Annotated in this window: 18 protein-coding genes and 1 pseudogene; 15 read left to right on the top strand and 4 right to left on the bottom strand. The window is 74.1% G+C overall.

Translation table 11 applies throughout. The features are described 5' to 3' along the window. Positions 1–7: 7 nt before the first annotated feature. Positions 8–2,671, bottom strand: coding sequence for a lysylphosphatidylglycerol synthase transmembrane domain-containing protein (locus BS75_RS15260; protein WP_081982338.1), 2,664 nt, complete (start codon positions 2,669–2,671; stop codon positions 8–10). Between the two features lie 188 nt (positions 2,672–2,859). On the opposite strand from BS75_RS15260, the gene BS75_RS15255 reads away from it, so the two are divergent. The 5 genes from BS75_RS15255 (at position 2,860) to BS75_RS15235 (ending at position 12,588) form a co-directional block, all read left to right on the top strand. Beyond that, on the top strand, positions 2,860–3,288 hold the full coding sequence (locus BS75_RS15255; protein ID WP_408022537.1) for an MGMT family protein: 429 nt from the start codon (positions 2,860–2,862) through the stop codon (positions 3,286–3,288). Positions 3,289–3,478: 190 nt separating this feature from the next. After that, positions 3,479–6,853 carry an ATP-dependent helicase gene (locus BS75_RS15250; protein ID WP_034088621.1) on the top strand — a complete coding sequence of 1,125 codons (3,375 nt, stop codon included), beginning with the start codon at positions 3,479–3,481 and terminating at the stop codon, positions 6,851–6,853. 139 nt (positions 6,854–6,992) lie between these two features. After that, positions 6,993–7,784, top strand: coding sequence for a hypothetical protein (locus tag BS75_RS15245; RefSeq protein WP_034088620.1), 792 nt, complete (start codon positions 6,993–6,995; stop codon positions 7,782–7,784). Between the two features lie 98 nt (positions 7,785–7,882). Further along, positions 7,883–11,224, top strand: coding sequence for an ATP-dependent helicase (locus tag BS75_RS15240; RefSeq protein WP_042440823.1), 3,342 nt, complete (start codon positions 7,883–7,885; stop codon positions 11,222–11,224). 266 nt (positions 11,225–11,490) lie between these two features. After that, positions 11,491–12,588 carry a PP2C family protein-serine/threonine phosphatase gene (locus BS75_RS15235; protein WP_152646346.1) on the top strand — a complete coding sequence of 366 codons (1,098 nt, stop codon included), beginning with the start codon at positions 11,491–11,493 and terminating at the stop codon, positions 12,586–12,588. A gap of 27 nt (positions 12,589–12,615) precedes the next feature. On the opposite strand, the gene BS75_RS15230 is transcribed toward BS75_RS15235, so the two are convergent. Further along, complete coding sequence (locus tag BS75_RS15230) at positions 12,616–13,605, bottom strand: endonuclease/exonuclease/phosphatase family protein (protein WP_052069427.1); 990 nt, start codon at positions 13,603–13,605, stop codon at positions 12,616–12,618. Between the two features lie 84 nt (positions 13,606–13,689). Here BS75_RS15230 and BS75_RS15225 point away from each other — a divergent pair, with 84 nt between their 5' ends. The 5 genes from BS75_RS15225 (at position 13,690) to nudC (ending at position 20,594) form a co-directional block, all read left to right on the top strand. Further along, complete coding sequence (locus BS75_RS15225) at positions 13,690–14,340, top strand: PadR family transcriptional regulator (RefSeq protein ID WP_034088619.1); 651 nt, start codon at positions 13,690–13,692, stop codon at positions 14,338–14,340. A gap of 14 nt (positions 14,341–14,354) precedes the next feature. Beyond that, positions 14,355–15,134 (top strand): ABC transporter ATP-binding protein, encoded by a 780-nt coding sequence (locus BS75_RS15220; RefSeq protein WP_034093091.1) that lies wholly within the window; start codon positions 14,355–14,357, stop codon positions 15,132–15,134. Then, positions 15,131–17,995: an FtsX-like permease family protein gene (locus BS75_RS15215; protein ID WP_034088618.1), complete on the top strand. Its 2,865-nt coding sequence runs from the start codon at positions 15,131–15,133 to the stop codon at positions 17,993–17,995. The genes BS75_RS15220 and BS75_RS15215 overlap by 4 nt, the downstream gene beginning before the upstream one ends. A 138-nt stretch (positions 17,996–18,133) precedes the next feature. Continuing rightward, the gene (locus tag BS75_RS15210; RefSeq protein WP_034088617.1) at positions 18,134–19,546 is read left to right on the top strand and encodes a M20/M25/M40 family metallo-hydrolase; all 1,413 of its coding nucleotides are present in this window, start codon (positions 18,134–18,136) and stop codon (positions 19,544–19,546) included. 70 nt (positions 19,547–19,616) lie between these two features. Next, positions 19,617–20,594 carry an NAD(+) diphosphatase gene (gene nudC / locus BS75_RS15205; RefSeq protein ID WP_042439092.1) on the top strand — a complete coding sequence of 326 codons (978 nt, stop codon included), beginning with the start codon at positions 19,617–19,619 and terminating at the stop codon, positions 20,592–20,594. Between the two features lie 23 nt (positions 20,595–20,617). On the opposite strand, the gene BS75_RS44280 is transcribed toward nudC, so the two are convergent. After that, a complete protein-coding gene (locus BS75_RS44280) occupies positions 20,618–21,160 on the bottom strand; it encodes an ATP-binding protein (protein WP_052069426.1) in 543 nt (180 codons plus the stop codon). Between the two features lie 274 nt (positions 21,161–21,434). On the opposite strand from BS75_RS44280, the pseudogene BS75_RS52195 reads away from it, so the two are divergent. Next, a pseudogene (locus BS75_RS52195) lies at positions 21,435–21,524 on the top strand (GntR family transcriptional regulator); the annotation flags it as partial. A 201-nt stretch (positions 21,525–21,725) separates the two neighbouring features. After that, entirely contained in the window at positions 21,726–22,148 is a 423-nt protein-coding gene (locus BS75_RS50280) for a UTRA domain-containing protein (protein ID WP_231607780.1), read from the top strand. Between the two features lie 152 nt (positions 22,149–22,300). Here BS75_RS50280 and BS75_RS15185 read toward each other — a convergent pair whose 3' ends face one another. Next, on the bottom strand, positions 22,301–22,543 hold the full coding sequence (locus BS75_RS15185; RefSeq protein WP_034088614.1) for a mycoredoxin: 243 nt from the start codon (positions 22,541–22,543) through the stop codon (positions 22,301–22,303). Between the two features lie 197 nt (positions 22,544–22,740). Between BS75_RS15185 and BS75_RS15180 the strand changes: the two genes are divergently transcribed. From BS75_RS15180 to BS75_RS15170, 3 genes are all read left to right on the top strand, one after another. Then, positions 22,741–25,089: an ATP-dependent DNA helicase UvrD2 gene (locus BS75_RS15180; RefSeq protein ID WP_081982334.1), complete on the top strand. Its 2,349-nt coding sequence runs from the start codon at positions 22,741–22,743 to the stop codon at positions 25,087–25,089. A gap of 196 nt (positions 25,090–25,285) precedes the next feature. Next, positions 25,286–25,651 (top strand): hypothetical protein, encoded by a 366-nt coding sequence (locus BS75_RS44275; protein ID WP_052069425.1) that lies wholly within the window; start codon positions 25,286–25,288, stop codon positions 25,649–25,651. A gap of 177 nt (positions 25,652–25,828) precedes the next feature. Continuing rightward, positions 25,829–26,131 carry a WhiB family transcriptional regulator gene (locus BS75_RS15170; protein ID WP_269330735.1) on the top strand — a complete coding sequence of 101 codons (303 nt, stop codon included), beginning with the start codon at positions 25,829–25,831 and terminating at the stop codon, positions 26,129–26,131. The last annotated feature ends 27 nt before the right edge of the window (positions 26,132–26,158 follow it).

Genomic DNA, 26,158 nt, shown 5'->3' with positions numbered 1-26,158 from the left:
GTCCTCGTCAGAGCGCGTTCTTGCGCTGGAGGTAGGTGAACGAGATCCAGCCGGGCAGCACCGGGAACCAGAAGGTCAGCACCCGGAACAGGACCACCGCCGGGGTGGCCACGGCCAGCGGGAGGCCGGCGCCGGTGAGCAGACCGGTCAGCGCCAGCTCGATCGGGCCGATGCCACCCGGCACCGGGATGGCCGATCCGGCCGCGTTCCCGGCCAGGTAGACCACCGCGACGGTGGCGAACGGGAGCGAGCCGCCCAGGGCGCGGATGCTGGCGTCCAGGCAGGCCACGAAGGCCAGCGAGACCAGGACGATCCCGCCGAAGCCGGTCGCCAGCTTGGAGGGGGAGCGCAGCAGGTCCAGCATCCGGGGGATGACGCCCAGGAAGAGCGAACGCACCTGCGAGGTCAGCCAGCGGCGCAGCGGCGGGATCGCCGCCGCCACCAGTACCAGCACGGCGGCCACCAGCAGCCCGGCGATGACCGTCCGCGAGGAGGGGATGTCGGAGCTGCTGCCGGTCCCGGCGATGAAGCCGAAGCCGAGCAGCAGCAGGATGTGCATGCCCAGGCCGACCAGCTGCGAGGCGCCGACGCTGGCGACCGCCTGCCCCGGGCGGACGCCCATCCGCTGGAGGAACCGGGCGTTGAGGGCCACCCCGCCGACCGCAGCCGGGGCGACCAGCTTCACGAAGGAGCCGGCCACCTGGGCCAGGAAGGTCCGCCCGAAGGGCAGCTTCTCGGGGACGAAGCCGGACAGGCTCATCGCCGCGCCGACGTAGCTGAGCACCGAGGCGACCACGGCGACCAGGACCCAGACCAGGTCGGCGTGGGAGAGCGCGGTGATCGGGTTGTTGGCCATCACCTGGGTCAGCAGCAGATAGCCGGCGAAGGCCCCGGCGATCATGGTGATCAGGGTCTTCGGCTTGAGCCGCTGGAGGTTGGCCGGGGCCACCGGGGCCTGCGGGACGATCTCCAGGATCTGCTCGCGGATCTGCGAGAGCAGGTCCTCGGCCACCGGCGGCTCCAGCAGCGCGTCCTCGACCTTGACCCCGGCCTTCAGCTGCTCGGCGTGGACGGCGTCGGCCTCGGCCTTGCGGGCCCGGTTGTACTGCTTCAGGGCCTGCCGGGTGGAGCGGTTCAGGCCGACGGGCTGGAGCAGCGGCAGCGCGCTGGCGGTGCGGTCGGCGCCGAGGACGGCGTTGGCGGAGGCCACCGCCCGCTCCGGACCGACCCGGAGGGCGAAGGTGGTGAGCAGCTGGGCGACGTCCATCCGCAGCGTCAGATCGCCGGAGGCGATGTCGCCCCCGGCGAGGTTGATCAGGCAGGTCCGGTTGTCGGGAGTGATCAGCACGGACTCGCCGGTCAGCCGGCGGTGGGCGATCCGGCGGTCGTGCAGCGCCCGCACCGACCCCCAGGCGTCGGCCAGGACCGCGTCGGTGATCTCCGCCGATTCGACGCTGTCGAGCGAGCGGCCCTCGATCCGTTCGTAGACCAGGATGACCGCGTCCGGGCCGAGTTCCGAGGTGGCCAGCAGCCGGGGTGAATGTGCGCCCGCCGCGTTGACGGCATAGGCGATCAGGGCCTCCTGTTCGAGGGCCTGCCGCAGTGACTGGGGGCTGGAGCGGACGGCGACGGTGCGCAGCTGCAGTCGCCGCCACATCCGGTAGAAGAAGCCGGAGGCCTGCTGCTCCCGGTCGATGACGTGGACGTCCAGCGGCGAGGCGCCCTGCTGGATCACCAGGTAGCGCCGGGTGCCCTCGGGCCCGTCGGTCGAGCGGTGCGCGCTGACCGGGGAGAAGCCGACCTTCCGCAGCCCCATCAGCAGGTGCTCGCCGGTGGGCCGGACGTTCGGGGTGCCGACCGCGTAGAGGGTGCCGTAGGCGACGGTGAGGCCGAGCAGGATGGTTACTGCAATGGACAGCGGCGTGGTGTCGCCGCCGATCAGTTCCGAGACGGAGTCCAGCAGCACCACGGCCCAGAGCGCGACCCGCCAGCGCGGCCGGCTGGCCATCCCCACCGCCGTCATGTAGGCGATGACCGGGGTGAGGTAGCTGTGGACCGGGTCGCTCAGGGTGTTGCCGGTCCGGGTGGTCAGCGCGTAGGCGATGGCCGCATTGGCGTCCTTGACCACCCACAGGTCCACGGCCAGCGAGATGCCGTGGGCCAGTACCGCCGCCAGCACGCCGTCGGCGACCCGGAGCCCGTCCCGTTTGATCAGCCGTTCCACGGCGAAGGCGAGCGGGACGATGAGGACGGCCGCCGTGGAGACGAAGCCGGTGATGGTGATCAGGAAGCTGGGGACCCGAGTGGCCCCGGCCGAGATGTCGGACTGCAGCCCGGCGGTGGAGTTCTGGGCGATGTTGGCGAGCACCAGCACGGCGGCGATGCCGACGACGCCGAGCAGGAACCGGATCAGGTCGGCCGGCCGGTGCACCCGGGCCGCGAGCAGCGGCTCGTCGACGGCGACGTGCGAGCGGGCCTCCGGCGGCGGGCTGGTCCCCGGGTGCTTCACCAGGTCGACGGGGGTGACGGCGGTCTCGGCGGCGGCCGTCGACGGGGCGGGCGGCGGGGTGGCGGAGGCCGGCGGCACGGCCCCGAGACCTGCCGAGGCGGCCGGGGGGACCTCTCCGGACACGTCCGCAGCCTGGTCGGCGCTCGCGTTCGATCCGGTCATCGTGGTCTTTGCCTTCTGGTCGCCTGGTACCGCCCCTCAAGGGTGGCATGGGTAAGGGATGTGCGTTGGAACCAGGTCGGCACCCTACGAGCCCTCGGCGGATGCTACATTCCCCTGCCCTGGCGGGCGAGGAGGTTCCGGCAGAGCGCCACCCGGTCGTGTCAGTGCGATGGGACAGAATGCCTCGGGTGAGTACCGACGAGACCCCCGCCGACTCCCCGTCCGACTCGGTGTCCGACTCCCGGTCCGGCGCGACCGCCGGGCTGCCGCCCTTCGCCGAGCTGGTGCTGGAGCTCACCGAGCGGATCCCGGCCGGACGGGTGATGACCTACGGCGATGTCGCCGAGTACCTGGAGCAGGGCGGGCCGCGCCAGGTCGGCCGGGTGATGGCGCTGTACGGCGGAGCGGTGCCCTGGTGGCGGGTGGTGCGCGCGGACGGCGCGCTGCTGCCCGGCCACGAACTGCGCGCGCTGGCCGCGTACCGGGCCGAGGGGACCCCGTTGCGGCAGGTCAGGGGCCGGGGACCGGCCCCCGGCTCGACCGCCGCGGAGGACCTGCCGCGGGTGGACCTGGCCCGCGCGCGCTGGGACGGACGGTGGCCGGGGACACCGGTGTGATGCTTGCCATCCGGTGACAACGATCCCGTGACAACGGTGTGACTGACGGGGGAGGATCGTAGGCTCGCGGTGAAGGACGCCTTCCGGGAGCCGGTACACCCGTTGCGTCGGCTGTGCCGCGCCTCCCGTGTCCGACCCCGTGTCCGACCCCGTGTCCGATCTGCCCCGTAGTTGCCCCTGGACCGTGCTCATGACCTCGCCACCCGTCGTACCCGGACGCGGGGGCGCGTACCGACTGGTGCGCGACCCCCTGGTCACCCCTGCGCCGCCGCTGCTCGACCCCTACCAGCAGGCGGTGGTGGACCACCGGGGCGGCCCGCTGCTGGTGCTGGCCGGTCCGGGGACGGGCAAGACCACCACCCTGGTCGAGGCGGTGACCCGACGGATCGCCGAGGGCGTGCCGGCCGAGGAGATCCTGGTGCTGACCTTCGGCCGGAAGGCCGCCGTGGAGCTGCGGGACCGGATGACCGCGCGGGCCGGCGCGGTCGGCGGCCGGGGCACGCCGCAGGCCACCACCTTCCACTCGTTCTGCTACGCCCTGGTGCGGGCGCACCAGGATCCGGAGCTCTTCGCCGACCCGGTCCGGCTGCTCTCCGGACCGGAGCAGGACGTGATGGTGCGCGACCTGCTGACCGGCGGCGCCGAGGACGCCAGGGCCGGTCTCGGCATCCGCTGGCCGGACGAGCTCCGGGCCTGCCTGACCACCCGGGGGTTCGCGGACGAGGTCCGGGCGGTGCTGGCCCGCGCCCGCGAGCTGGGCCTGGACGAGCACGCGCTGCGCCGCTTCGCCGACCGGGTCGGCCGCCCGGACTGGCGGGCGGCGGCCGACTTCCTGGCCGAGTACCTGGACGTGCTGGACGCCCAGGGCTCGCTCGACTACTCGGAGCTGGTCCACCGCGCGGTGCTGCTGGCCGAGCGCCCCGAGGTCGCCGCGGAGCTGCGCCGGCAGTACCGGGTGGTCTTCGTCGACGAGTACCAGGACACCGACCCCGCGCAGGTCAGGCTGTTGCAGGCGCTGGCCGGCGGCGGCCGCGAGCTGGTCGCGGTCGGCGACCCCGACCAGTCCATCTACGCGTTCCGGGGGGCCGACATCAACGGCATCCTCGACTTCCCCCGGGACTTCCCGCAGGCGGACGGCGGCCCCGCGCCGGTGCGGGTGCTCCGGGTCTCCCGCCGGGCCGGGGCGAACCTGCTGGCCGCCGGCCGGATGGTGGCCCGGCGGATGCCGATGGGCCGGCTCCCGGCCGAGGCCCTGGCCCAGCACCGGCAGCTGGTCCCGCAGCGCGGCGGCGGCCGGGTCGAGGTCTACACCTACCCGACGCCTGGCTCCGAGATCGACAACATCGCCGACCTGCTCCGCCGGGCCCACCTGGAGGAGGGCGTGCCCTGGGGCGAGATGGCGGTGCTGGTCCGGGCCGGCGGCCGGTCCATCCCCGGCTTCCGCCGGGCGCTGAGCTCGGCCGGGGTGCCGCTGGAGATCGACGGCGACGACCTGCCCCTCCACGCCGAGCCCGCCGTCGCCCCACTGCTCACCGCGCTCCGGGTGTGCGCCCACGGCGCCGCGTACGACCGCCGCCGGGCGGAGACGGAGGACGAGCCCGCCGACCCCGCCGACCCCTACGGCAGCGACCCGCTCACCGCCGAGATCGCGCACACCCTGCTCACCGGCCCGCTCTGCGGCCTGGACAGCGCCGACCTGCGCCGTCTCGGCCGTGCCCTGCGCGAGGAGGAGCGCACGGCGCTCCGCGCGCTCCCCCCGGAGCGGCAGCGCGCCGTCCGCCCGGCCGAGCAGCTGATCCGCGAGGCGCTGGCCGAGCCGGAGCGGCTGGTCACCCTGGACGGCCCGGCCGTGCGCCGGGCCCACCGGCTCGGCCAGCTGCTGCGCAAGGTCCGCGAGCTGCTGGCCGGCGAGGCCTCCGCCGAGGACGCGCTGTGGGCGCTCTGGGACGGCTCCGAGCGCTGGCGGCAGCGGCTGGAGTCGACCGCGCTCCGCCCCGGCACGGCCGGCCGCAACGCCGACCGCGACCTGGACGCCGTCTGCGCCCTGTTCGAGACCGCCGCCCGCGCCGCCGAGCGGGTCCGGGGGCGCCGGGACGCGCTGAACTTCCTCGCCGAGCTGGAGCGGCAGGACATCGCCGCGGACACCCTCTCCGGCCGGACGGTGCGCCCGGACGCGGTCCGGCTGCTGACCGCGCACCGGTCCAAGGGCCTGGAGTGGCGGGTGGTGGTGGTCGCCGGGGTGCAGGAGGGGCTCTGGCCCGACCTGCGGCGCCGGGGCTCGCTGCTGGAGGCGGACCGGATCGGCCGGGACGGCCTGGCCGAGCCGCTGAGCCCGGCCGCCCTGCTGGCCGAGGAGCGGCGGCTCTTCTACGTCGCCGCCACCCGGGCCAGGGAGCGGCTGATCGTCACCGCGGTGAAGGCGCCGGCGGACGACGGCGACGAGCCCTCCCGCTTCCTGCGCGAGCTCTACCAGGAGCTCCCGGACGGCAGCCGGGTCCCGGAGGTCCGGGTCGAGGACGTCACCCACCGCCCGCGGCGTCCGCTGGCGGTCGCCGCCCTGGTCGCGGAGTTGCGGGCGACCGTGGTCGACCCGGCCGCCTCGCCGGAGCTGCGCGCGGCGGCGGCGGACCGGCTGACCCGGCTGGCGGCGCTGAGCGACGAGGACGGCACCGCGCTGGTCCCCTCCGCCCATCCGCAGCGCTGGTGGGGCATGGCCGACGCGACCGAGAACACCGTCCCGGTGCGCGACCCGGAGTGGCCGCTGCAGCTGTCCGGCAGCGCGCTGGAGCAGGTCGACAGCTGCGCGCTGCAGTGGTTCCTGGGCCGCGAGGTGCGGGCCGAGGGCCCGTCCAGCGGGGCGCAGGGCTTCGGCAACGTGGTCCATGTGCTGGCGGACGAGGTCGGCTCCGGCCGGACCCCGCCGGACCTGGGGGTGCTGATGGAGCGTCTCGACACGGTCTGGGACGCCCTGGCCTTCGACGCTCCGTGGAAGTCCGAGCAGGAGAAGGGCGAGGCCAGGGCCGCCCTGGAGCGCTTCCTCCGCTGGCACGCCCATGAGCGCGGCCGGGTGCCGGTGGCCACCGAGCACCCGTTCGAGGTGGAGCTGAAGGTCGGCGACCACGCCGTCCGGATCCGCGGCAGCATGGACCGGGTCGAGCGGGACGAGGCGACCGGCGCGGCCTTCGTCGTCGACTTCAAGACCGGCAAGCGCGTCGTCCCCGGGACCGACCTGCCGACCCACCCCCAGCTCGGGGTGTACCAGCTGGCCGTGCGCGAGGGCGCGGTGGACGGCCTGGAGGCCTTCGCCGGCGAGCACCCGCAGCCCGGCGGCGCCGAGTTGGTGCAGCTGCGGCAGCCGGCCGGCAGGGGCCGGGAGGACGAGCCGAAGGTCCAGCCGCAGCCCGCACTCGGCGACGACCCCGGCTGGATCGAGGGCCTGCTCGCCGAGGCCGCCGACCGGGTGGTCAACGAGCGCTTCGTCCCCAGCGTCGGCCCCGGCTGCGACCACTGCGCCTTCCGCCGCAGCTGCACCGGCCACCCCGAGGGCCGCCAGGTCGTCGACTGAGGCGAACGGCTCGACCGAGGGGCGGGTGGAACGGATCGGTCGACCGTATGCCAGGATGTGGCGGCTGCGCCCCCGGCATCGGCTTCGACGGCCCGTCGGGGCGCACCCAGGAACAGCATCCACGGCGGGAAAACGAACCATGAAGCACCGACAGCGCCTGATATCGGCGACCCTCGTCTGCACCGCGCTCGCAGTCGGCGCGACTGCCTGCAGCAGCAGCCACTCGGCCGCAGGCTCGGGCTCCTCCGCCTCGGCCGCCTCTTCCGCCTCGGCCGCCCCGAGCGCCCCGGCCGCGCCCGCCGACCCGATGGCCGCGCTGAGCGGGCCGCAGATCGCCACCAGGGCCATAGCCGACCTGAAGGCGGCCACCTCGCTCCACATGGTCGGCGCGGGCACGGACGACGGCTCGAACATCTCCTTCGACCTGCACCTCGCCCCGGCCAAGGGCTGCCAGGGCTCGATCTCCCTCGGCACCGGCAAGGGCACGATGCAGCTGCTGGTCATCGGCAAGGACGTCTGGTTCGAGCCGGACGCCACCTTCTGGATGGCCAACGGCGGCAACGCCACCGTCGTCAAACTGCTCGGCGGCAAGTACCTGCAGACCACGGTGAGCGGCAGCGGCATGGCCTCGTTGGCCTCGCTCTGCAACATCAGCCAGACCATGGTGGCCTCGGTCGGGAACGTGTCCGCCACGGTCAAGGGGCCGGAGAGCACCCTCGGCGGTCAGCAGGTCGTCAAGCTGACCGACCCGACCGACGCGGCTTCCCCGGGCTCGATCTACGTCACCGACGTGTCCGTGCCGGAGATCGTGAAACTGGTGACGACCGGCTCCGACACCGGGACGATGACCTTCGACGAGTACGGGCAGCCGGTCACCCTCACCCCGCCGCCGGCCGCCGACACCGTCGCGGCTTCCCAGTACGGACTCTGACGAGTACGGACTCCGACGAGCAGGACTCCGACGGGCGCGGCCGCTGATCCCGACGCGGTCGGCCCCGACTGTCGGTGGCGCCCGCTAGCGTTGCCGGGGTGAGCCCAGCCATCACCAGCCCCGAGCAGCTCAAGGAGCTCCTCGGCATCCCCTTCACCGCGGAGCAGATCGCGGCCGTCACGGCCCCGCTCGCCCCCGCGGTGATCGTCGCGGGCGCGGGCTCCGGCAAGACCACGGTGATGGCCGCACGGGTGGTCTGGCTGGTCGGCACCGGCCAGGTCCGCCCCGAGCAGGTGCTCGGGCTGACCTTCACCAACAAGGCCGCCGGCGAGCTCGCCGAACGCGTGCGCAGGGCCCTGGTGCAGGCCGGGGTGGTGGACCCGGAGCAGGTCCTCGGCGCCGAGGACGACGTCCTCGGCGAGCCGGAGATCTCCACCTACCACGCCTTCGCCGGACGGCTGCTCAAGGACCACGGCCTGCGGATCGGCCTGGAGCCGGACGTCCGGCTGCTGGCCGACGCCACCCGCTACCAGCTCGCCGCCCGGGTCCTGCGCCGGGCCCCCGGCCCCTACCCGGCGCTGACCGGCACCTTCTCCACGCTGATCGCCGACCTGTTGAACCTGGACGGCGAGCTGGCCGAGCACCTGATCGCGCCCGAGCGGCTGCAGGCCTACGACGCCGCGCTGCTCGCCCGCTTCGAGACGGTCAAGCAGAGCAACGAGGACCTCCGCAAGGTCCCCCGGGCCGCCGCGGCCCGGCTGGAGCTCACGGACCTGGTCCGGCAGTACCGGCTGCGCAAGGGCGAGTCCGGGCTGATGGACTTCGGTGACCAGATAGCGGCCTGCGCCCGGCTGGCCCAGGAGCACCCGGCGGTGGGCCGGCTGCTGCGCGAGCAGTTCCGGGTGGTGCTGCTGGACGAGTACCAGGACACCTCGGTCGCCCAGCGGCTGCTGCTCGCCGGGCTCTTCGGCCGCGCCGAGGACCGGGAACCGGGCCCTGGCGACCCGACCGCCGCCGACCCGACCGCCGCCGACCCGTACGGCGGCGGGCACCCGGTCACCGCCGTCGGCGACCCCTGCCAGGCGATCTACGGCTGGCGCGGGGCCTCGGTCGCCAACCTGGACGACTTCCCCCGGCACTTCCCCAAGGCCGACGGCGGCGAGGCCGACCGCTACTCGCTCTCGGAGAACCGCCGCAGCGGCGGCCGGCTGCTGGACTTCGCCAACCGGCTCGCCGAGCCGCTGCGCGGGATGCACGAAGGGGTCGAGGCGCTGCGCCCGGCGCCGGGGGCCGAGCACGACGGCTTCCTGCGCTGCGCCCTGCTCGACAGCTACGAGCAGGAGGTCGACTGGCTGGCCGACTCCATCGCCCACCTGGTCCGCACCGGCACCCCGCCCGGGCGGATCGCGGTGCTCTGCCGGGGCGGCCGTGACCTCTTCCCGGACATGCACGCGGCCCTGGTCTCCCGGGACGTCCCGGTGGAGGTGGTCGGCCTGTCCGGGCTGCTGAACCTGCCCGAGGTCGCCGACCTGGTCGCCACCTGCGAGGTGCTGCAGGACCCGACGGCCAACGCGGCGCTGGTCCGGCTGCTGGTCGGCCCGCGCTGGCGGATCGGCCCGCGCGACCTGGCGCTGCTGGGGCGGCGCGCCCGCGACCTGGTCCGGGTGTCCGGTGGTACCGGCGGCCCGGAGGCGGACCGGCTGGCCGAGGCCGTGGCCGGCACCGACCCGACCGAGGCGGTCTCGCTCGCGGACGCCCTGGAGTCCTTCCTCCACCCGGACGACAAGGGTGCGGAGCTGCCGGTCTCGGACGAGGCCAGGGCCCGCTTCGCCCGGTTCGCCGCCGAGATCCGCGAGCTGCGCCGGGCCCTGGCCGAGCCGCTGATGGACGTGCTGCACCGGGTGCTGGCGGTCACCGGCCTGGAGGTCGAGCTGGCGGCCTCGCCGCACGCCCTGGCCGCCCGCCGCCGGGAGACCCTGAACGCCTTCCTGGACACCGCGGCCGGCTTCGCCGACCTGGACGGCGACCCCTCGCTCGCCGCCTTCCTGGGCTTCCTCCGGGCCGCGCAGGAGTTCGACCGGGGCCTGGACAACACCCTCCCGGGGGGCGACGACACGGTGAAGGTGCTCACCGTCCACAAGTCCAAGGGACTGGAGTGGGACGTCGTCGCCGTACCCGGGCTGGTGAAGGGGGCGTTCCCGAGCGAGAAGGGGCGCGAGCGCTGGACCGGCCGCCCCGAGGTGCTCCCGCACGACCTGCGTGGCGACGGCCCCACCCTGCCCGGCACCCCGCCCTGGACCAGCGCCGGGATGAAGGCGTTCACGGTCCAGATGAGGGAGCACGCGGCGGTCGAGGAGCTGCGCCTCGGCTATGTCGCCTTCACCAGGCCGCGCTCGCTGCTGCTGGCCTCCGGCCACTGGTGGGGCCCCTCGCAGAAGAAGCCCCGGGGCCCGTCGCCCTTCCTGGAGCAGCTCAGGGACTACTGCGAGGGCGGCACGGGCGGCGAGATCGAGGTCTGGGCCGAGCCGCCGGCCGAGGGGGCGGAGAACCCCGCGCTGGCCCGCGCCGCCGACCACCCCTGGCCGCTGCCGCTGGACCCGGACGCCCAGGCGGCCCGCCGCGAGGCCGGGCTGCGGGTGCTGGCCGGGCTGCGCGCCGCGGCCGACGGCGGACCGGGCCCGGCGACCGACGAGTCCCGGCTGCTGCCGGAGGAGCAGCGGCTGACCGCCTCCTGGGACCGCGACCTGGAGGCCCTCTCCGGCGAGCTGCTGCGTGCCCGGGCCGGTCGTCGGGACGTCCCGCTGCCGGCCGCGCTCTCGGCCTCGCAGCTGCTGCGGCTGGCCGAGGACCCGGACGGCTTCGCCCGCGAGCTGGCGCGGCCGATGCCGCGTCCGCCGCAGCCGGCCGCCCGCCGCGGCACCCGGTTCCACGCCTGGGTGGAGTCCCGCTTCGAACCGCTGATGCTGCTCGGCGCGGACGCCCTGCCCGGTGCCGACGACGAGTGGATCGAGGACGAGCACGACCTGGCCCGGCTGAAGGAGGCCTTCCTGCGCACCCCCTACGCCTCGCTCACCCCGTTCCGGGTGGAGGCGCCGTTCCAGCTGCTGCTGGCGGGGCGGGTGGTGCGGGGCAGGATCGACGCGGTCTACCGGACCGGCGAGGACCGCTACGAGGTGGTGGACTGGAAGACCAACCGGAACGAGACCGCCGACCCGCTGCAGCTGGCGGTCTACCGGCTGGCCTGGGCGGAGCTGCGGGGGGTGCCGCCGGAGCGGGTCTCGGCGGCCTTCCTCTACGTGCGGACCGGCCGGGTGGTCCGCCCGGAGCCGCTGCCGGGCCGGGGCGGGCTGGAGCGACTGCTGGCCGGTCCGCCCGAAGGGGCCGAGCCGGGTACTCCATACGGGTGGCAAATAGGTGGGGACGGCACGGGAATTTCGTGAAAGGACTGTGCAGCATGTCCTTTTCGCGCCTAATGTATTGGAACCAACCAGTCAACATCGATCCCATTTTGAACGACAAGCGGTCGGCATTGGAAACCTGCCGCCCCCGGCCCCAGCAGCGCCTCACGCTCTGCCTGTCTTCTTCCTATCGCCGTAGCACAGCGCCCGCAGGAGAAACGACGTTGAGTCCCGCCGCAAGGTTTCTTCGACGCACCAGCTGGAACCGAGCGATATTGGTGCTCCCTTTCATAGGGATCATCCTCATCGTGGCTCTGGATGGTGTGAGCCACAGCTCCACGGTCACCTTCGAACCCGCCCTCACCGTGGGGCCGGCCCTGGCCGCCGTCGTCAGCGACCGCACCTGGTACCCGATCCTGGTCGGCGTGGTCACCAGCGCCGTCGCCTTCGGGCTGGCCGCCTACGACCACACCCTCACCCAGTCCGTGCACGCGGCCAGCATCTTCGCCATCATCCTGATCGCGCTGATCGGCGCCGCCAGCGTGCTGCTGCGGAACCGGCAGGAGCAGGAGCTCGCCGACGCCCGGCTGGTCTCCGAGGTCGCCCAGCGGATCCTGCTCCGTCCGCTGCCGGACCGGATCGGCCCGGTCCGGGCCGCCGTCCACTACGCCGCCGCCGCCGCCCACGCCAGTATCGGCGGCGACCTCTACGAGGTGGTGCAGACCCGCTACGGCGTCCGTGCGGTGATCGGCGACGTCCGGGGCAAGGGGCTCGGCGCGGTGGAGACCGCGGCGGCGGTGCTCGGCGCCTTCCGCGAGGCGGCCCACCAGGAGCCCGCGCTGGACCGGGTCGCGGCCTGGCTGGCGCACAGCCTCGACCGGACCCTGCGGGAGAGCGACCACGAGGGCATGGGCGAGGAGTTCGTCACCCTGATCCTGGTCTGCGTCCGCCCGGACGGGACGGTCGAGAGCGTCAACTGCGGGCATCCGGCCCCGATGCTGCTGCGCGGCGGGGCCCAGGCACGGCTGCTCGAACCCGAGTACTACGTGCCGCCGCTCGGCGTGCTGGAGCCCGCCGAGGTCTGCCCGCCGGTCCTCAGCGTGCTCTTCGAGGACGGCGACCGGCTGCTGCTCTACACCGACGGCGTGGTCGAGGCCAGGGACGACGGCGGGGTCTTCTACCCGCTCGCCGACCGGCTGGCGCTCTGCGCGGCCGGAGCCGAACCCGCCGAGGTGCTGGAACGGGTCCACGACGACGTCCGCCGCCACGCCGGCCGCCAGGTCGGCGACGACGCCGCGATGCTGCTGCTCCAGTACGAGCCGAACCCGCTGCTGACCGGGCCGGCCGTGCTGTCGCTGCAGAAGGTCGGCCGCCCCCGGCGCGGCGCCGGCGAGGGGGTGCGCTGAGCCGGGGGCCCGGTCCGGCCGCTCGGCTCAGAGCTGCAGCTCGACCACCAGCGGACGGTGGTCGGACACCCCGACCGCCGGGGTGGCGGTGCCGCGGACGGCGGTGCGCGGGATGCCGACCGACAGCACGTGGTCGAACTGCACGGCCGGGCGGTGCGCCGGGTAGGTGGGCGTCCGGGCCAGGTCCCGCCAGCCGCGCAGATAGGTGCGGCGCGGCGGCCTCCGGCGCAGCCGCCGGGGCTCCCTGGCCTCCCGGCCCTGCCGTGCCTCCCGGGGCTGGCGCGGGAGGCCGGGCCGCCGCCCCAGGCCGTCCACCATGGCCGCGCCGCCGAGGACGGTCCGCGGCACCGGGCCGACCAGGTTGAAGTCGCCGAGCAGCAGGTACGGCGCGGGCAGGTCGGCGATCCAGCGGCGGATCCCGGCCAGCTGCCCCATGTTCCAGCCCGGAACGAAGGACAGGTGCGCCGCCACCACGGTGAACGGGCCGGCCGGTCCGAGCAGCACGGCGGCGACCGCCGCGCGCGGCTCGTCCGGCACGGGGGTCAGCCCGCGCCGTCCGGCGACCCGGAGCGGCAGCCCGAAGGGCGCGGGGGCGAAGCGCCGGGCCCGCCAGTGCTCGACCGGCAGCCGGGTGAGCAGCGCGGTGCCGTAGGCGGGGCGGTCGGCGCCGATGCCGACCTCGTCCGGACCGTAGACCTGGAGGCCGCTCCCGCCGGGGTCGGGGATCCAGCCGGAGACCGGCGCCGGGCGGCCGTGGAGGGCGGCGGCGAAGCGCCAGTCGGCCGCGCCCATGGCCTTGGCCGCGACCGCGGCCTGGTCCGTGCCGCCGGAGCGCGGTTGGTGGCGGTCGACCTCCTGGAGGGCGAGGACGTCCGCGTCGAGCGCGGCGATGGCCTCGGCCAGCGGGGCGGAGGGGTCGGTTCCAGCCCGGTCGGCGGGGTCGGGGAGCGGTCTGCCGTCCGGGCCGAGGGCCTGTCCGTGCAGCAGGTTGAAGGTCGCGATGCGCAGCTGGCTCACGCCCCGAACATAGTGCGTCGGGAGGACCTGCCGGTGACGGATCGTGCTTGAATCCCGTTTACATACCGGGTATACATACTCGGTATGTCCATCCGTCACGGTCTGCTGGCGCTGCTCGAAGAGGGCCCGCGCTACGGCTACCAGCTCAAATCCGAGTTCGAGAGCCGCACCGGCTCCACCTGGCCGCTGAACGTCGGCCAGGTCTACACCACCCTCGGCCGCCTCGAACGGGACGGCCTGGTCCGCCCCGACGGCGAGGACCCCGAGGGCCACGTCTTCTACGCCGTCACCGATCAGGGACGCGAGGAGCTGCGGGTCTGGTTCGGCAGCCCGGTCCGCCGGGACAACCCGCCGCGCGACGAACTGGCGATAAAGCTGGCGATGGCGGTCACCGTTCCCGGCGTCGACGTCGCCGCGGTGGCCCAGCGGCAGCGGGCCCACACCATCCGCGCGCTGCAGGACTACACCCGGCTCAAGGCCAGGGCGCTCGCCGCCGAGGAGGGCGCCGCCGCGACCGACCTGGACACGGAGAGTCACGACCTGGCCTGGCTGCTGGTGCTGGACCAGCTGATCTTCCAGGCCGAGGCCGAGGTGCGCTGGTTGGACCACTGCGAGACCCGGCTGGTCCGCCATGCCGAGCGCGCCGCCGAACGCGCTGCCGCGCGTGCCGCCGACCGACCGACCCGGTCACCGCTGCCCGACCCGGCAGCCACCAAGAAGGGAGCCCGCAGGTGATGACCACTCAGCCGATGACCGCTCAACCAGGTGAGCCGGGAGGCGCCGTGCTGCGGCTGCGGTCCGTCTCCCGCGTCCACGGCCAGGGCGCAGCCGAGGTGCACGCCCTGCGCACGGTCGACCTCGCGGTGCACCCCGGGGAGTTCGTCGCGGTGATGGGCCCCAGCGGCTCCGGCAAGTCCACCCTGCTGACCCTGGCCGGCGGCCTGGACAGTGCCAGCTCCGGGCAGGTGCTGGTGGAGGGCCAGGAGCTGGGCGCGCTGTCCCGCAAGGCCCTGGCCGCCGTCCGCCGCCGGGCGATCGGCTACGTCTTCCAGGACTTCAACCTGATACCCGCGCTCACCGCCGCCGAGAACGTCTCGCTGCCCCGGGAGCTCGACGGGCTGTCAGGGCGGAAGGCCCGGAAGGAGGCCGTCGCCGCGCTGACCGAGATCGGCATCGCCGACCTCGCCGACCGCTTCCCCGACGAGATGTCCGGCGGTCAGCAGCAGCGGGTGGCCATCGCCCGTGCCCTGATCGGCGACCGCCGGCTGGTCCTCGCCGACGAGCCCACCGGCGCTCTCGACTCCGCCACCGGCGAGTCCGTGCTCGCGGTGCTGCGCGGCCGCTGCGACGCGGGCGCCGCCGCCGTCATGGTCACCCACGAGGCCCGGCACGCCGCCTGGGCGGACCGGGTGGTCTTCCTCCGCGACGGCAGGCTCGTCGACGAGTCCGCGCCGCTCGCCGCCGAGACCCTGCTCACCGGCATCACCGGTGGCCACGGCGGCGCCGGGGACGGGACGGGGACGCTGTGAAGCTCGCCGCCTGGCGGGTCGCGCTCCGCATCGCCCGCCGCGACGCCCTCCGCGCCAAGGGACGCAGCGCCCTGGTCATCGCCATGATCGCGGTCCCGATCCTGGGAGTGAGCGCCGCCGACGTGACCTACCGCAGCTCCCAGCTCACCGCACAGGAGAGCGCCGACCGCCGGATGGGACAGGCCCAGGCGTTCATCACCTCGATCCAGCCGGGACAGGCGGTCGAGCAGGCCCCGAACCCGGACAACGGCTCCGACAACGTCCCGGCCAAGCAGGCCGGGAGCAGCGTCGGCGGGGTCAGCCGGACCGCCCTCGCCAAGGAGTCGACCGCCCAACTGCTGACCCGGGCACTGCCGGCCGGGGCGACGGTGCAGCCGGTCGACACCGACCTCTACCTGGCCACCACCACCGCCTACGGCCAGAGCAACGTCGACGTCAACGGCATCGACCTGAGCGACCCGCTGACCAGGGGGATGGTGACCCTCCGCCAGGGCACCCTGCCGCAGGGCCCGTTCCAGGTCGCCGCGAGCACCGCCTTCCTCAAGGACTCCGGCCTCGGCATCGGCCGCACCACCACCCTGGCCAACTCCGACCAGCCGCTCACCATCACCGCCGCCGTCGAGTTCCCGAACAGCCTCGGCGACGACGAACTGGTGCTCAGGCCGAACGACCTGAACGCGGTGATGGCCGGCATCAGCGCCGCCGACGCCAGGACCGGCAACCGTGACAGCGGCTTCGAGAGCGGCCAGACCTGGCTGGTCAGCCTGCCCGGGCAGTCCGGGTTCAGCTGGAACGACGTGCTGAAGGCCAATCAGTACGGCGTCACCGTGGCCTCCCGCGCGGTACTCGCCGACCCGCCGCCCAGCAGCGACGTCCCGTACAGCCGGAACCAGCGTCCGGAGTTCAGCAGCGACAAGACCACGATCACCATTCTGGGCACGGTCGTCGGCATGGCGCTGCTGGAGATCGTGCTGCTGGCCGGTCCCGCCTTCGCGGTCGGCGCCCGCCGGTCCCGTCGGCAGCTGGGCCTGCTCGCGGCCGGGGGCGGCAACCGGGCGCACACCCGCTCCGTCGTCCTCGGCGGCGGGATCGTGCTCGGGACGCTGGGCGCGGTCTGCGGCATCGCCCTCGGGGCGACGGCCGTGGCCCTCGGCCGGGGCTGGCTGGAGGCCAAGGCCGGCGCCCGCTTCGGCAGTCTGACGCTCGAACCGCTCGACCTGCTCGGCGTCGTGCTGGTGGGGCTGGTCACCGGGCTGCTGGCGGCGGTCGTCCCGGCGGTCCAGGCGTCCCGGCAGGAGGTGGTCGCCTCACTGACCGGCCGGGGCGTCGTCAAGGCCCCGCCGAAGGTGCTCACCGTGCTCGGCGTGCTCGCCGTCGCCGGGGGCGCGGCGCTGGCACTGCTCGGCACGAAGCTGGCCGGCGGCGGGTTCCTGCCCGTCCTCGGCGGCTCGGCGCTGGCCGAGCTCGGCGTGGTGGCCTGCACCCCGTTCCTGGTCGGCCAGTTCGGCCGGCTCAGCGGCAGGCTGCCGCTCGGGCCCCGGCTCGCGCTGCGCGACGCCACCCGCAACCGGGGGCGCACCGCCCCGGCCGTCGCCGCCGTCATGGCCGCCGTGGCCGGTGCGGTCGCGGTGCTGGTCTTCCAGAGCAGCACCAACGCGCAGAACCAGCAGCAGTACTCCGCCCGCACCGTCAACGGCGCGGTGACGCTCTCGGCCGACCAGTACGGCGATCCCACCGGCAAGCACCTGGGCCAGGCCCGGGCGGCCGTGCAGAACAGCATTCCCGACCCGGGGCCGCGTGCCGACCTGTCCACCCTGCTCTCCGGGACCGGCTGCGTCACCGGTACGGAGGCGGGCTGCGGATACGTGTCGCTGCAGCTGCCCGCCGCCGAGGTCTGCCCGGCCTTCGTCACCGGCGCCGCCATGAACCAGCTGAGCCCGGCCGCGGTCCAGCAGGCGGCGCGCACCGATCCGCGCTGCCGGGCGGCGGTGGACGCGGGCCGCAGCTCGGGCGAGTCGATCGGGGCGTCGGTCGTCGTCGGCGACGCGGCCGCGCTGCGCAATGTGCTCGGCAACGACGACCCGGCTGCCGCGGCCGCCCTCGCCCGGGGCAGCGTCCTGGTCACCGACGGCCGCTACGTCGTCGACGGCAGGACCACCCTGCAGATCGAGAGCTACACGGCGGACGGCAGCGGAAGGCCGACCACCCGGACGGTGTCCCTGCCCGCGACCGTGATCTCCGCGCACCCGGCCGCGGTCAGCGCGCTGCTCCCGGCCTCGGCCGCGACCCGGGCCGGGCTGAGGACCGCGCCGCTGGCCTCGGTCTGGCTGCCGAAGCAGCCGGTGACCCAGGCCGAGCAGCAGCGGGCCGCAGCCGCCGTCGCCGAGGTCTCCCAGGGGGCGCTCTCCGTCGAGCGCGGCTTCCAGCCGAGCAACGGGGCCATCGCCATCGGCCTGGTGATCGCGGCCACGACCGTCGCCGTCGCCGCCGCCGCCATCGCCACCGGGCTCGCCGCCGCCGACTCCCAGGCCGACCTGGCCACGCTGGCGGCGGTCGGCGCGGCCGCCAGGATCAGGCGGACCCTCTCCGGCTTCCAGTGCGCGGTGATCGCCGCGATGGGGGCGCTGCTGGGCACGGTGGCCGGGATGGTCCCGGCGGCGGCGCTGTGGCGGGAGCTGGGCTCGAACAAGGTCGTCTACTACGACACCACCACCGGCTCGATCCAGGGCGCGCTGTCCGCGGCGCTGGAGGTGCCCTGGTCGACGCTGCTGGAGCTGGTGGTCGGGTTGCCGCTGCTGGCCTGGCTGCTGGCGGCCGGCTGCACCCGCTCCCGGATGGTGCTCACCCGTCGGCTCGGCTGACCCCCCGTCGGCCGCCCCGGCGCCCGCCCGGCCCCGCCCGGCGCCCGCCCGGCCCGCCCCGGCGCCCGCCCGGCCCCGCCCGCTCCCGGCGGGTGGGGCCGGGGCCGGGGCGGTCGGCAACCGAACTAGAGTCGTACCATGACGACTTCCCCGGACAGCGTGGTCCGCGAGTTCATCGCGGAACACACCCCCGCCTTCCTCGACGACCTGGCCGCCTGGCTGCGCATCCCCTCGGTGTCGGCCGACCCCGCCCGCGCGGGCGAGGTGCGCCGCTCCGCGGAGTGGCTCGCCGACAAGCTGAGGGCGACCGGCTTCCCGGTCGCCGAGGTCTGGGAGACGGAGAACGGCGGCCTGCCGGCCGTCTTCGCGGAGTGGCCCTCCGGCGACGCCTCCGCGCCGACCGTCCTGGTGTACGGGCACCACGACGTCCAGCCGGCCGCCCGTGAGGACGGCTGGGCCAACGACCCCTTCGAGCCGGTGGTCGCCGACGGCCGGCTGTACGGCCGGGGCGCGGCGGACGACAAGGGCCAGGTCTTCTTCCACACCCTGGGGGTGCGGGCGCACCTCGCGGCGACCGGGCGGACTGCTCCGGCCGTCAACCTCAAGCTGCTGGTGGAGGGTGAGGAGGAGTCGGGTTCGCCGCACTTCGGCGCCCTGATCCGGGAGCACGCCGAGCGGCTGGCCGCCGATGTCGTGATCATCTCCGACACCGGCATGTGGTCCGAGTCCACCCCCACGGTCTGCACCGGCATGCGCGGCATGCTGGAGTGCCAGATCGACCTCTACGGCCCCTCACAGGACATCCACTCGGGCTCCTTCGGCGGCGCGGTGCCCAACCCCGCGACCGAGGCGGCGCGGCTGGTCGCCGGACTGCACACGCCGGAGCGGCGGGTCGCCGTCCCGGGCTTCTACGAGGGCGTGGTGGAGCTGACCGCGCAGGAGCGCGAGCTCTTCGCCGAACTGCCCTTCGACGAGGCCGAGTGGCTGTCCGTGGCCAAGTCCCGGGCGACCCTGGGCGAGGAGGGCTTCAGCACCCTGGAGCGGATCTGGGCCCGGCCGACCGCCGAGGTCAACGGGATCTGGGGCGGCTACACCGGCCCCGGCGGCAAGACCATCGTCCCGGCCGACGCGCACCTCAAGCTGACCTTCCGGCTGGTCGCCGGGCAGGACGTGGACAAGGTCCGGCAGTCGGTCACGGCCTGGGTCGCGGAGCGGCTCCCGGCCGGCATCCGGCACGAGATCGTCTTCCCCGGGGCGACCCGGCCCTGCCTCACCCCGCTGGACCACCCGGCGCTGCAGTCGCTGGCCCGCTCCATGGGCCGGGCGTTCGAACAGAAGATCCTGTTCACCCGGGAGGGCGGTTCCGGCCCCGCGGCCGACCTCCAGGACGTCCTCGGCGCCCCGGTGCTCTTCCTGGGGATCTCGGTCCCCTCGGACGGCTGGCACTCGGTCGGCGAGAAGGTCGAGCTGGACCTGCTGGCCAAGGGCGTGGAGACGGCCGCCCACCTGTGGGCGGACCTGGCCGGTAGCTGGGACAGCACGGCCCGGTGACCGGGTCTCGCCGCAGCGATCCGGTGAGCAGCAAGACATGGTTCCGATGATGGGGGAGAGCAGGTACGTGATGGTGCAGCCGAAGGACCAGACCGTGACGGAGGCCCCGGCCGCGGGAGACCGCCCGACGCTCGCACTCGCCCGGGCGGGGGTGGACCGCGCCGCCGAGCACCGGCTCGACGAGCCGTGGCTCGCCGCCGCCTGGAGCCACCCCGACACCCGGGTGCTGGTGGTGGCCGAGGGGCAGGCCTTCGTCGAGGACACCGCCGACGGCAGCGAGCTGGTGCTGCTGCCCTCCTTCGAGGCCCCGGACGGAGGGGAGCGCTACTTCCTGGGCACCGACCAGGACGGGGTCTCCTACTTCGCCCTGTCCGCGGACAGCCTCCCCGGGCGGCTGGACGGGGACGCCCGGCCGGCCGGGCTGCGCGAGGTCGGCGCGACCCTGGGCGACCGCGACTCGGGCCTGCTGGTGCACGCCGTGGCGCTGCAGAACTGGCACCACTCGCACCGCTTCTGCTCGCGCTGCGGCCACGCCACGGCGCCGGCCGCCGCCGGGCACGTGCGGCGCTGCACCTCCTGCGCGCACGAGCACTACCCGCGCACCGACGCCGCGGTGATCATGCTGGTCACCGACGGCCAGGACCGGGCGCTGCTGGGGCGCCAGGCCCTGTGGCCCGAGGGCCGCTACTCGACCCTGGCCGGCTTCGTGGAGCCGGGGGAGTCGCTGGAGCAGGCGGTGGCCCGGGAGGTGGCCGAGGAGGCCGGGGTCCGGGTCGACCTCGGCTCGGTGACCTATGTCGCCAGCCAGCCCTGGCCGTTCCCGGCCAGCCTGATGCTCGGCTTCCTGGCACGCGCGGACGAGCGCGACGGCGGGGCCGAGATCGCCGTCGACGGCGAGGAGCTCTCCGAGGCCGGCTGGTTCAGCCGCGAGGAGCTGCGGGCGGGGATGGCGGACGGTTCGCTGCTGCCCCCGGCCGGGATCTCCATCGCCCGGCGGCTGGTGGAGATCTGGTACGGCGGGCCGCTGCCGGAGGCCGCGCGCTGGTAGTGCGCGGCCGGTCCGCACGCCCCCTATTTGCCTCGTGCCCCGTGTTCACCCGAAGGGCGGACACGGGGCCGCCGTCCTTCGGCCGTTTCCGCCCCGGCGCCGACGACGGCGGCGAGCGCCTGCTCCAGCGCCGGAGCGGTCCCGGAGGCCGCGCGCGCGGCCACGGCGGCGGCCTGGGCGGGCTCCAGGGCCAGCACGCAGCTCACGGTCTTGCCGGTCAGCCGGACGGTGACCTCCCAGCTGTCGGCGAGCATCTCGACGATCATCAGGCCGCGCCCGTTCTGGGCGTCGTCCCCGGCCTCGCGCGGCACCGGCATCGCCGGTCCCTCGTCGGCGACGGCGATCCGCAGACTGCCCCCGGACAGGGCGATTGTCAGATCGACCGGCCCGCGCCCGTACCGCAGGGCGTTGGTGACGAGCTCGGAGACCAGCATCTCCGCGCTGTCGGCCAGCTCCTGGACGCCCCAGGCGGCCAGTGCGGTCCGGGTGATCCGACGGGCGTGCGCGACGTTCTCGGGGTTCGGCGGGAAGGAGGCGATCGCGGCCCAGGCTCTCCGGTGATTCATCGTGGCTGCTCCGGCTTGCGAGGTGGCTGGTGGGTGCTGCACGGGTGGTGTCCCGGAGGTCTTCCCCCCGATGTCACTGCTCCATCCGGTGCATAGGTGGCTCCTGATTGCAAGTGGTTGGAATAGTAGGGATTGCCCCAATCTTGACTTATGTTGGCTGGTTTCTCGGGTGCGGCGCAAGCCGAATGGCTACATTCGCTGAGTGAACATTTCCCGTGGCCCCGGACAGGCTCCCAAATACCAGCGGCTGGCCGCAGATCTGCGCCGTCGGATCATGACCGGAGAGTGGCAGAGCGGCGAGTCGCTGCCGGTCGAAAGCGAACTGGAAAGCCAGTACGGGGTAGCTCGTAATACAGTCCGACTGGCGGTTGACGTCCTGGTCAATGAGGGTCTGCTGATTCGTGTCCAGGGAAAAGGAACCTACCTCAAGGATCATCCGGTCCTCGATCACCATGCATACACATCACCTTCCGTTCCCGGTCGGAGAACCCCGCTGACCACCCCCTCCGCGGCATATGCGGAAGAGGCCGAGCGGGCCGGTCGGAAATTGACGGCCGACTTCCAGATGCTGATCGTACGAGCGACCACCGACATCACCGATCGGCTGCGGATCAAGGCCGGTGAGGCGGTCGTGCTGCGCCGGGTGCTGCGGCACATGGACGGCGAGCCCTGGTCCATCGAGGAGAGCCACTACCCGGTCGGCCTGGCCGCCGGTACGGCCCTGATGGACCCCGACCCGGTGGACGGCGGGGACGAGGTGGCCCTCGGCGAGGCCGGCCACGTCGAGATCGGCTGCGTGGACGAACTGGCCGCGCGGATGCCCAACCCGGAGGAGGCCCAGTGGTTCCAGGCCGGGCCGGGCGTCCCGCTGCTGGTTCAGCTCCGCACCGGGTTCACCGAGGCCGGTCCGGTCCGGGTCTCCGAGACCCGCTACTGCGCCGACCGGAACCGGCTGGTCTACGCCCTCGGCGAGCGCCCGGGCGAGTGACCGGAACGCGGCGGGCGGGCGGACCTGCGGACATGCGGACAAGCGGACATGCGGACAAGCGGGCGGGCGGACATGCGGGCGGACAGCAAAGTGCCCCTCCGCGCCGACCGGGGCGGAGGGGCACCGGGGCCGCGGGCCGTCGGCCCGGCGGCTCAGCTCGCGAGCTTGGCCTTGACCTGGGCCAGCGAGGGGTTGGTCAGCGCCGAGCCGTCCGGGAAGAGCACCGTCGGCACCACCTGGTTGCCGCCGTTGACCTTCTCCACGAAGTCCGCCGACGCCGGGTCCTCCTCGATGTTGACCTCGGTGTAGCCGATGCCCTCGCGGTCGAGCTGGGTCTTCAGCCGACGGCAGTAACCGCACCAGGTGGTGCTGTACATGGTGATCGTCGCGGGCATCGAGTCGCTCCTTCGTCAGGCGTTGCGGACGGCTCTCCGGGGCCGGGGCCGGGCACCCATGGAACATACGGGAACCCGCGAACATTCCAACGGGCGGGGCGGCCCGGGCCGGGATCGCGGGCATCCGATCGGACCAGCACACCGGGCCTGTGGACAACTCCGGTCCGGTTGCCCGCCGGGCTTGAGAGGATGGGCGCATGCAGGTTGAGCTCCCGGGCGCGCAGCCCCTCCCCGACGCCCTCCGCGGCGGCATCCCCCTCGGCGGGGGTCGGCCGCTGGACGCCGACGCGGTGCTCGCCGGGCTCGACCCCGAGCAGCGGGCCGTCGCGACGGCCCTGGAGGGGCCCGTCTGCGTCCTCGCGGGAGCCGGGACCGGGAAGACCCGCGCCATCACCCACCGGATCGCCTACGGGGTGCGCAGCGGCGTGATGCAGCCGCAGCGGGTGCTCGCGGTGACCTTCACTGCCCGCGCGGCCGGGGAGATGCGCGGCCGGCTGCGCGAGCTGGGGGCGGAGGGCGTCCAGGCCCGGACCTTCCACTCGGCCGCGCTGCGGCAGCTCCAGTTCTTCTGGCCGCGGGTGGTCGGCGGGGAGCTGCCCCGGCTGGTGGAGCGCAAGGTGCAGCTGGTCGCCGAGGCCGCCGCCCGCAGCCGGCTCCGGGTGGACCGGTCCGAACTGCGGGACCTCACCGGCGAGATCGAATGGGCCAAGGTCACCCAGACCGTCCCCGAGGACTACCCCGCCGCCGTCCGCCGGGCCGGTCGCGAAGCCCCGCGCGACCCGGCCGAGATCCGTCAGGTCTACAAGGCCTACGAGGAGCTGAAGCGGGACCGGGGGGTGATCGACTTCGAGGACGTGCTGCTGCTGGCGGTCGCCGTGCTGGAGGACCGGGTCGAGGTCGCGGAGCAGGTCCGGGCGCAGTACCAGCACTTCGTGGTGGACGAGTACCAGGACGTCTCGCCGCTCCAGCAGCGGCTGCTCGACCTCTGGCTCGGCCCGCGCTCCAGCCTCTGCGTGGTCGGCGACGCCAGCCAGACCATCTACTCGTTCACCGGGGCGACCCCCGCCTACCTGCTGGACTTCCGGCTGAAGCACCCGGACGCCACGGTGGTGAAGCTGGTCCGCGACTACCGCTCCACCCCGCAGGTGGTGCACCTGGCCAACGGGCTGCTGGCGCAGGCGCGCGGCCGGGCCGCCGCCAACCGGCTGGAGCTGGTCTCGCAGCGCGGGGCCGGTCCCGACCCGTCCTACACCGAGTACCAGGACGAGCCGGGCGAGGCCGAGGGCACCGCCAAGCGGATCGCCGCGCTGCTGGAGTCGGGGGTGCGGGCGAGCGAGATCGCGGTGCTGTTCCGGATCAACGGCCAGTCCGCCGTCTACGAGCAGGCGCTGGCCGACCTCGGGATCGCCTACCAGCTGCGCGGGGCCGAGCGCTTCTTCGAGCGCCCCGAGGTCCGCGAGGCCGGGATGCTGCTGCGCGGTGCGGCGCGGGCGGGCAGTGACCCGCTGCTGGACGGCGTCCAGGAGTCCCTGGCCGAGCAGGTCCGCGCGGTGCTGTCGACCCGGGGGTTCACCCTCACGCCCCCGGCCGGCTCCGGCGCGGTCCGCGACCGCTGGGAGTCACTGGCCGCGCTGGTCCGGCTGGCGGAGGAGTTCGAGGCCGGCCGCCATGCCGGCGGGCTGCCCGCCGATCTGGCCGCCTACGTCACCGAGCTCGACGCGCGGGCGGTGGCGCAGCACGCCCCCGCCGTCGAGGGGGTCACCCTCGCCTCGCTGCACTCGGCCAAGGGCCTGGAGTGGGACGCGGTGTTCCTGGTCGGCCTCACCGAGGGGATGGTGCCGATCACCTATGCCAAGACCGACGAACAGGTCGAGGAGGAGCGCCGACTGCTCTACGTCGGCGTCACCCGCGCGCGGGCGCACCTCGGTCTCTCCTGGGCGCTGGCGCGCTCCCCGGGCGGCCGGGCGAGCCGGCAGCCGTCGCGCTTCCTGGACGGGCTGCGGCCGGGCTCCTCGGGCTCGCGCGCGGCCCGGGGCGGTGGAGGGTTCTCCGGGGGGTTCGCCGGGGCCGGCTCGGTGACCGGCTCCGGCCGGACGGCGGGCGCGGGGCCGACCGGACCCGCCGCGGTGCGCCGCAGCCGGGCGCCGCTGACCTGCCGGGTCTGCGGCCGGGTGCTGACCGCAGCGGTCGAGCGCAAGCTGCGCCGCTGCGACAGCTGCCCCTGGGACCGGGACGAGGGACTGTACGAGCGGCTGCTGCACTGGCGCGCGATCCAGGCCAAGGAGCAGGGGCTGCCCGACTACTGCGTCTTCACCGACGCCACCCTGGCGGCCATCGCCGAGGACGCTCCGGGCTCGGTCACGGACCTGTCCCGAATCGCCGGAGTGAGCCGGGCGAAGCTGGACAAGTACGGGGCGGCCGTGCTGTCGTTGTCTGGTGCGGACTCGTCGGGGTCCGAATCACTGCCCACCCGGAGCTCACAGCCGGGGGACATCTCGGACCTCTGGGACGAGAGCGGACCCGATCAGAACTCGCTCGGAAAATAGTTTGCGTCGGCGGTCCGGAGCGCACTAGCGTGCCGGAGACGGTCAAGGAGACGAGATCGTCGGCCCAGCCGGGTCACTTCCGGCGCGGGCACTGTTCTGCGCATTACCCGCACCATCCGCACCACCGTTTGAGACCCTGCCCATCCGAAGGACTCGGCCCGCCGAGTCCCGAGCACGCCGAAAGGAGGCGGACATTGTGACTACGACCATGATCAAAACGACTGGCCTGACGATCACGGCCGCCGCCTGCCCCGGCATGCCCGCTGTGTCCATGAAGTCCGTTGTGTCCCTGCCCGAGTCCGGCTTTGCCGCCGGCTTCGGCTCCGGCGCCGGTCTGGACGCGGTTCTCGGCGGCGGCAGTGATCTGCCGCTGGCCGGCAATGGTCTTGGTGCGATTCGCGATGAGCGACCGATGTTGGCATCCGTAGCAGCAGTAGTCGTCGAAGACGGCCACGAGTATGCAGCGGGTGCCGGAAACCACCGGTCGGCGAAGCAGCAGTCCGAGCAGCAGCACACGATGTGGGCCTTCCGCGGGCCTGGACCCTGGAAAGAACGAACCTGATCCTGAATCAGGTCGGCAATCCAGGGCCGCGGAATCCCACTCGGGATCCGCGGCCCTTCTGTTTGCCCCAGCTTCTCGTCCCACCACCTCCGCCACGCCAGAGCACACCTAGGAGTCGACGTGTCCCCCGTCATCACCCCGCCCGCCCCGCCCGTCCAGTACGTCCCACCCCTCGGCCTGGCCCACCCCCCGGAGGTATCACTCATGCAGATCACCGCGTTCGACGACACCGAGACACTCGGCGCCCCCATCCCGTGCCGCTCCCTCGACCCCGAGGTCTTCTTCGCGGAGACCCCCGCCGACGTCGAGTACGCGAAGACCCTCTGCGGGACCTGCCCGGTGAAGGCGGCCTGTCTGCAGGGCGCGCTGGAGCGTCGGGAGCCGTGGGGCGTCTGGGGCGGCGAGCTGTTCGTCCAGGGTGTCGTCGTGGCCCGGAAGCGGCCCCGGGGCCGTCCGCGCAAGAGCGAGGTCGTCGCGTGAACCCTCGAGTCAGCTCCGCGAACACCC

It is taken from the genome of Streptacidiphilus albus JL83 (assembly GCF_000744705.1).
In the GTDB taxonomy this organism is placed as follows: domain Bacteria; phylum Actinomycetota; class Actinomycetes; order Streptomycetales; family Streptomycetaceae; genus Streptacidiphilus; species Streptacidiphilus albus.
This window is presented reverse-complemented; position numbering and strand designations above follow the sequence as displayed.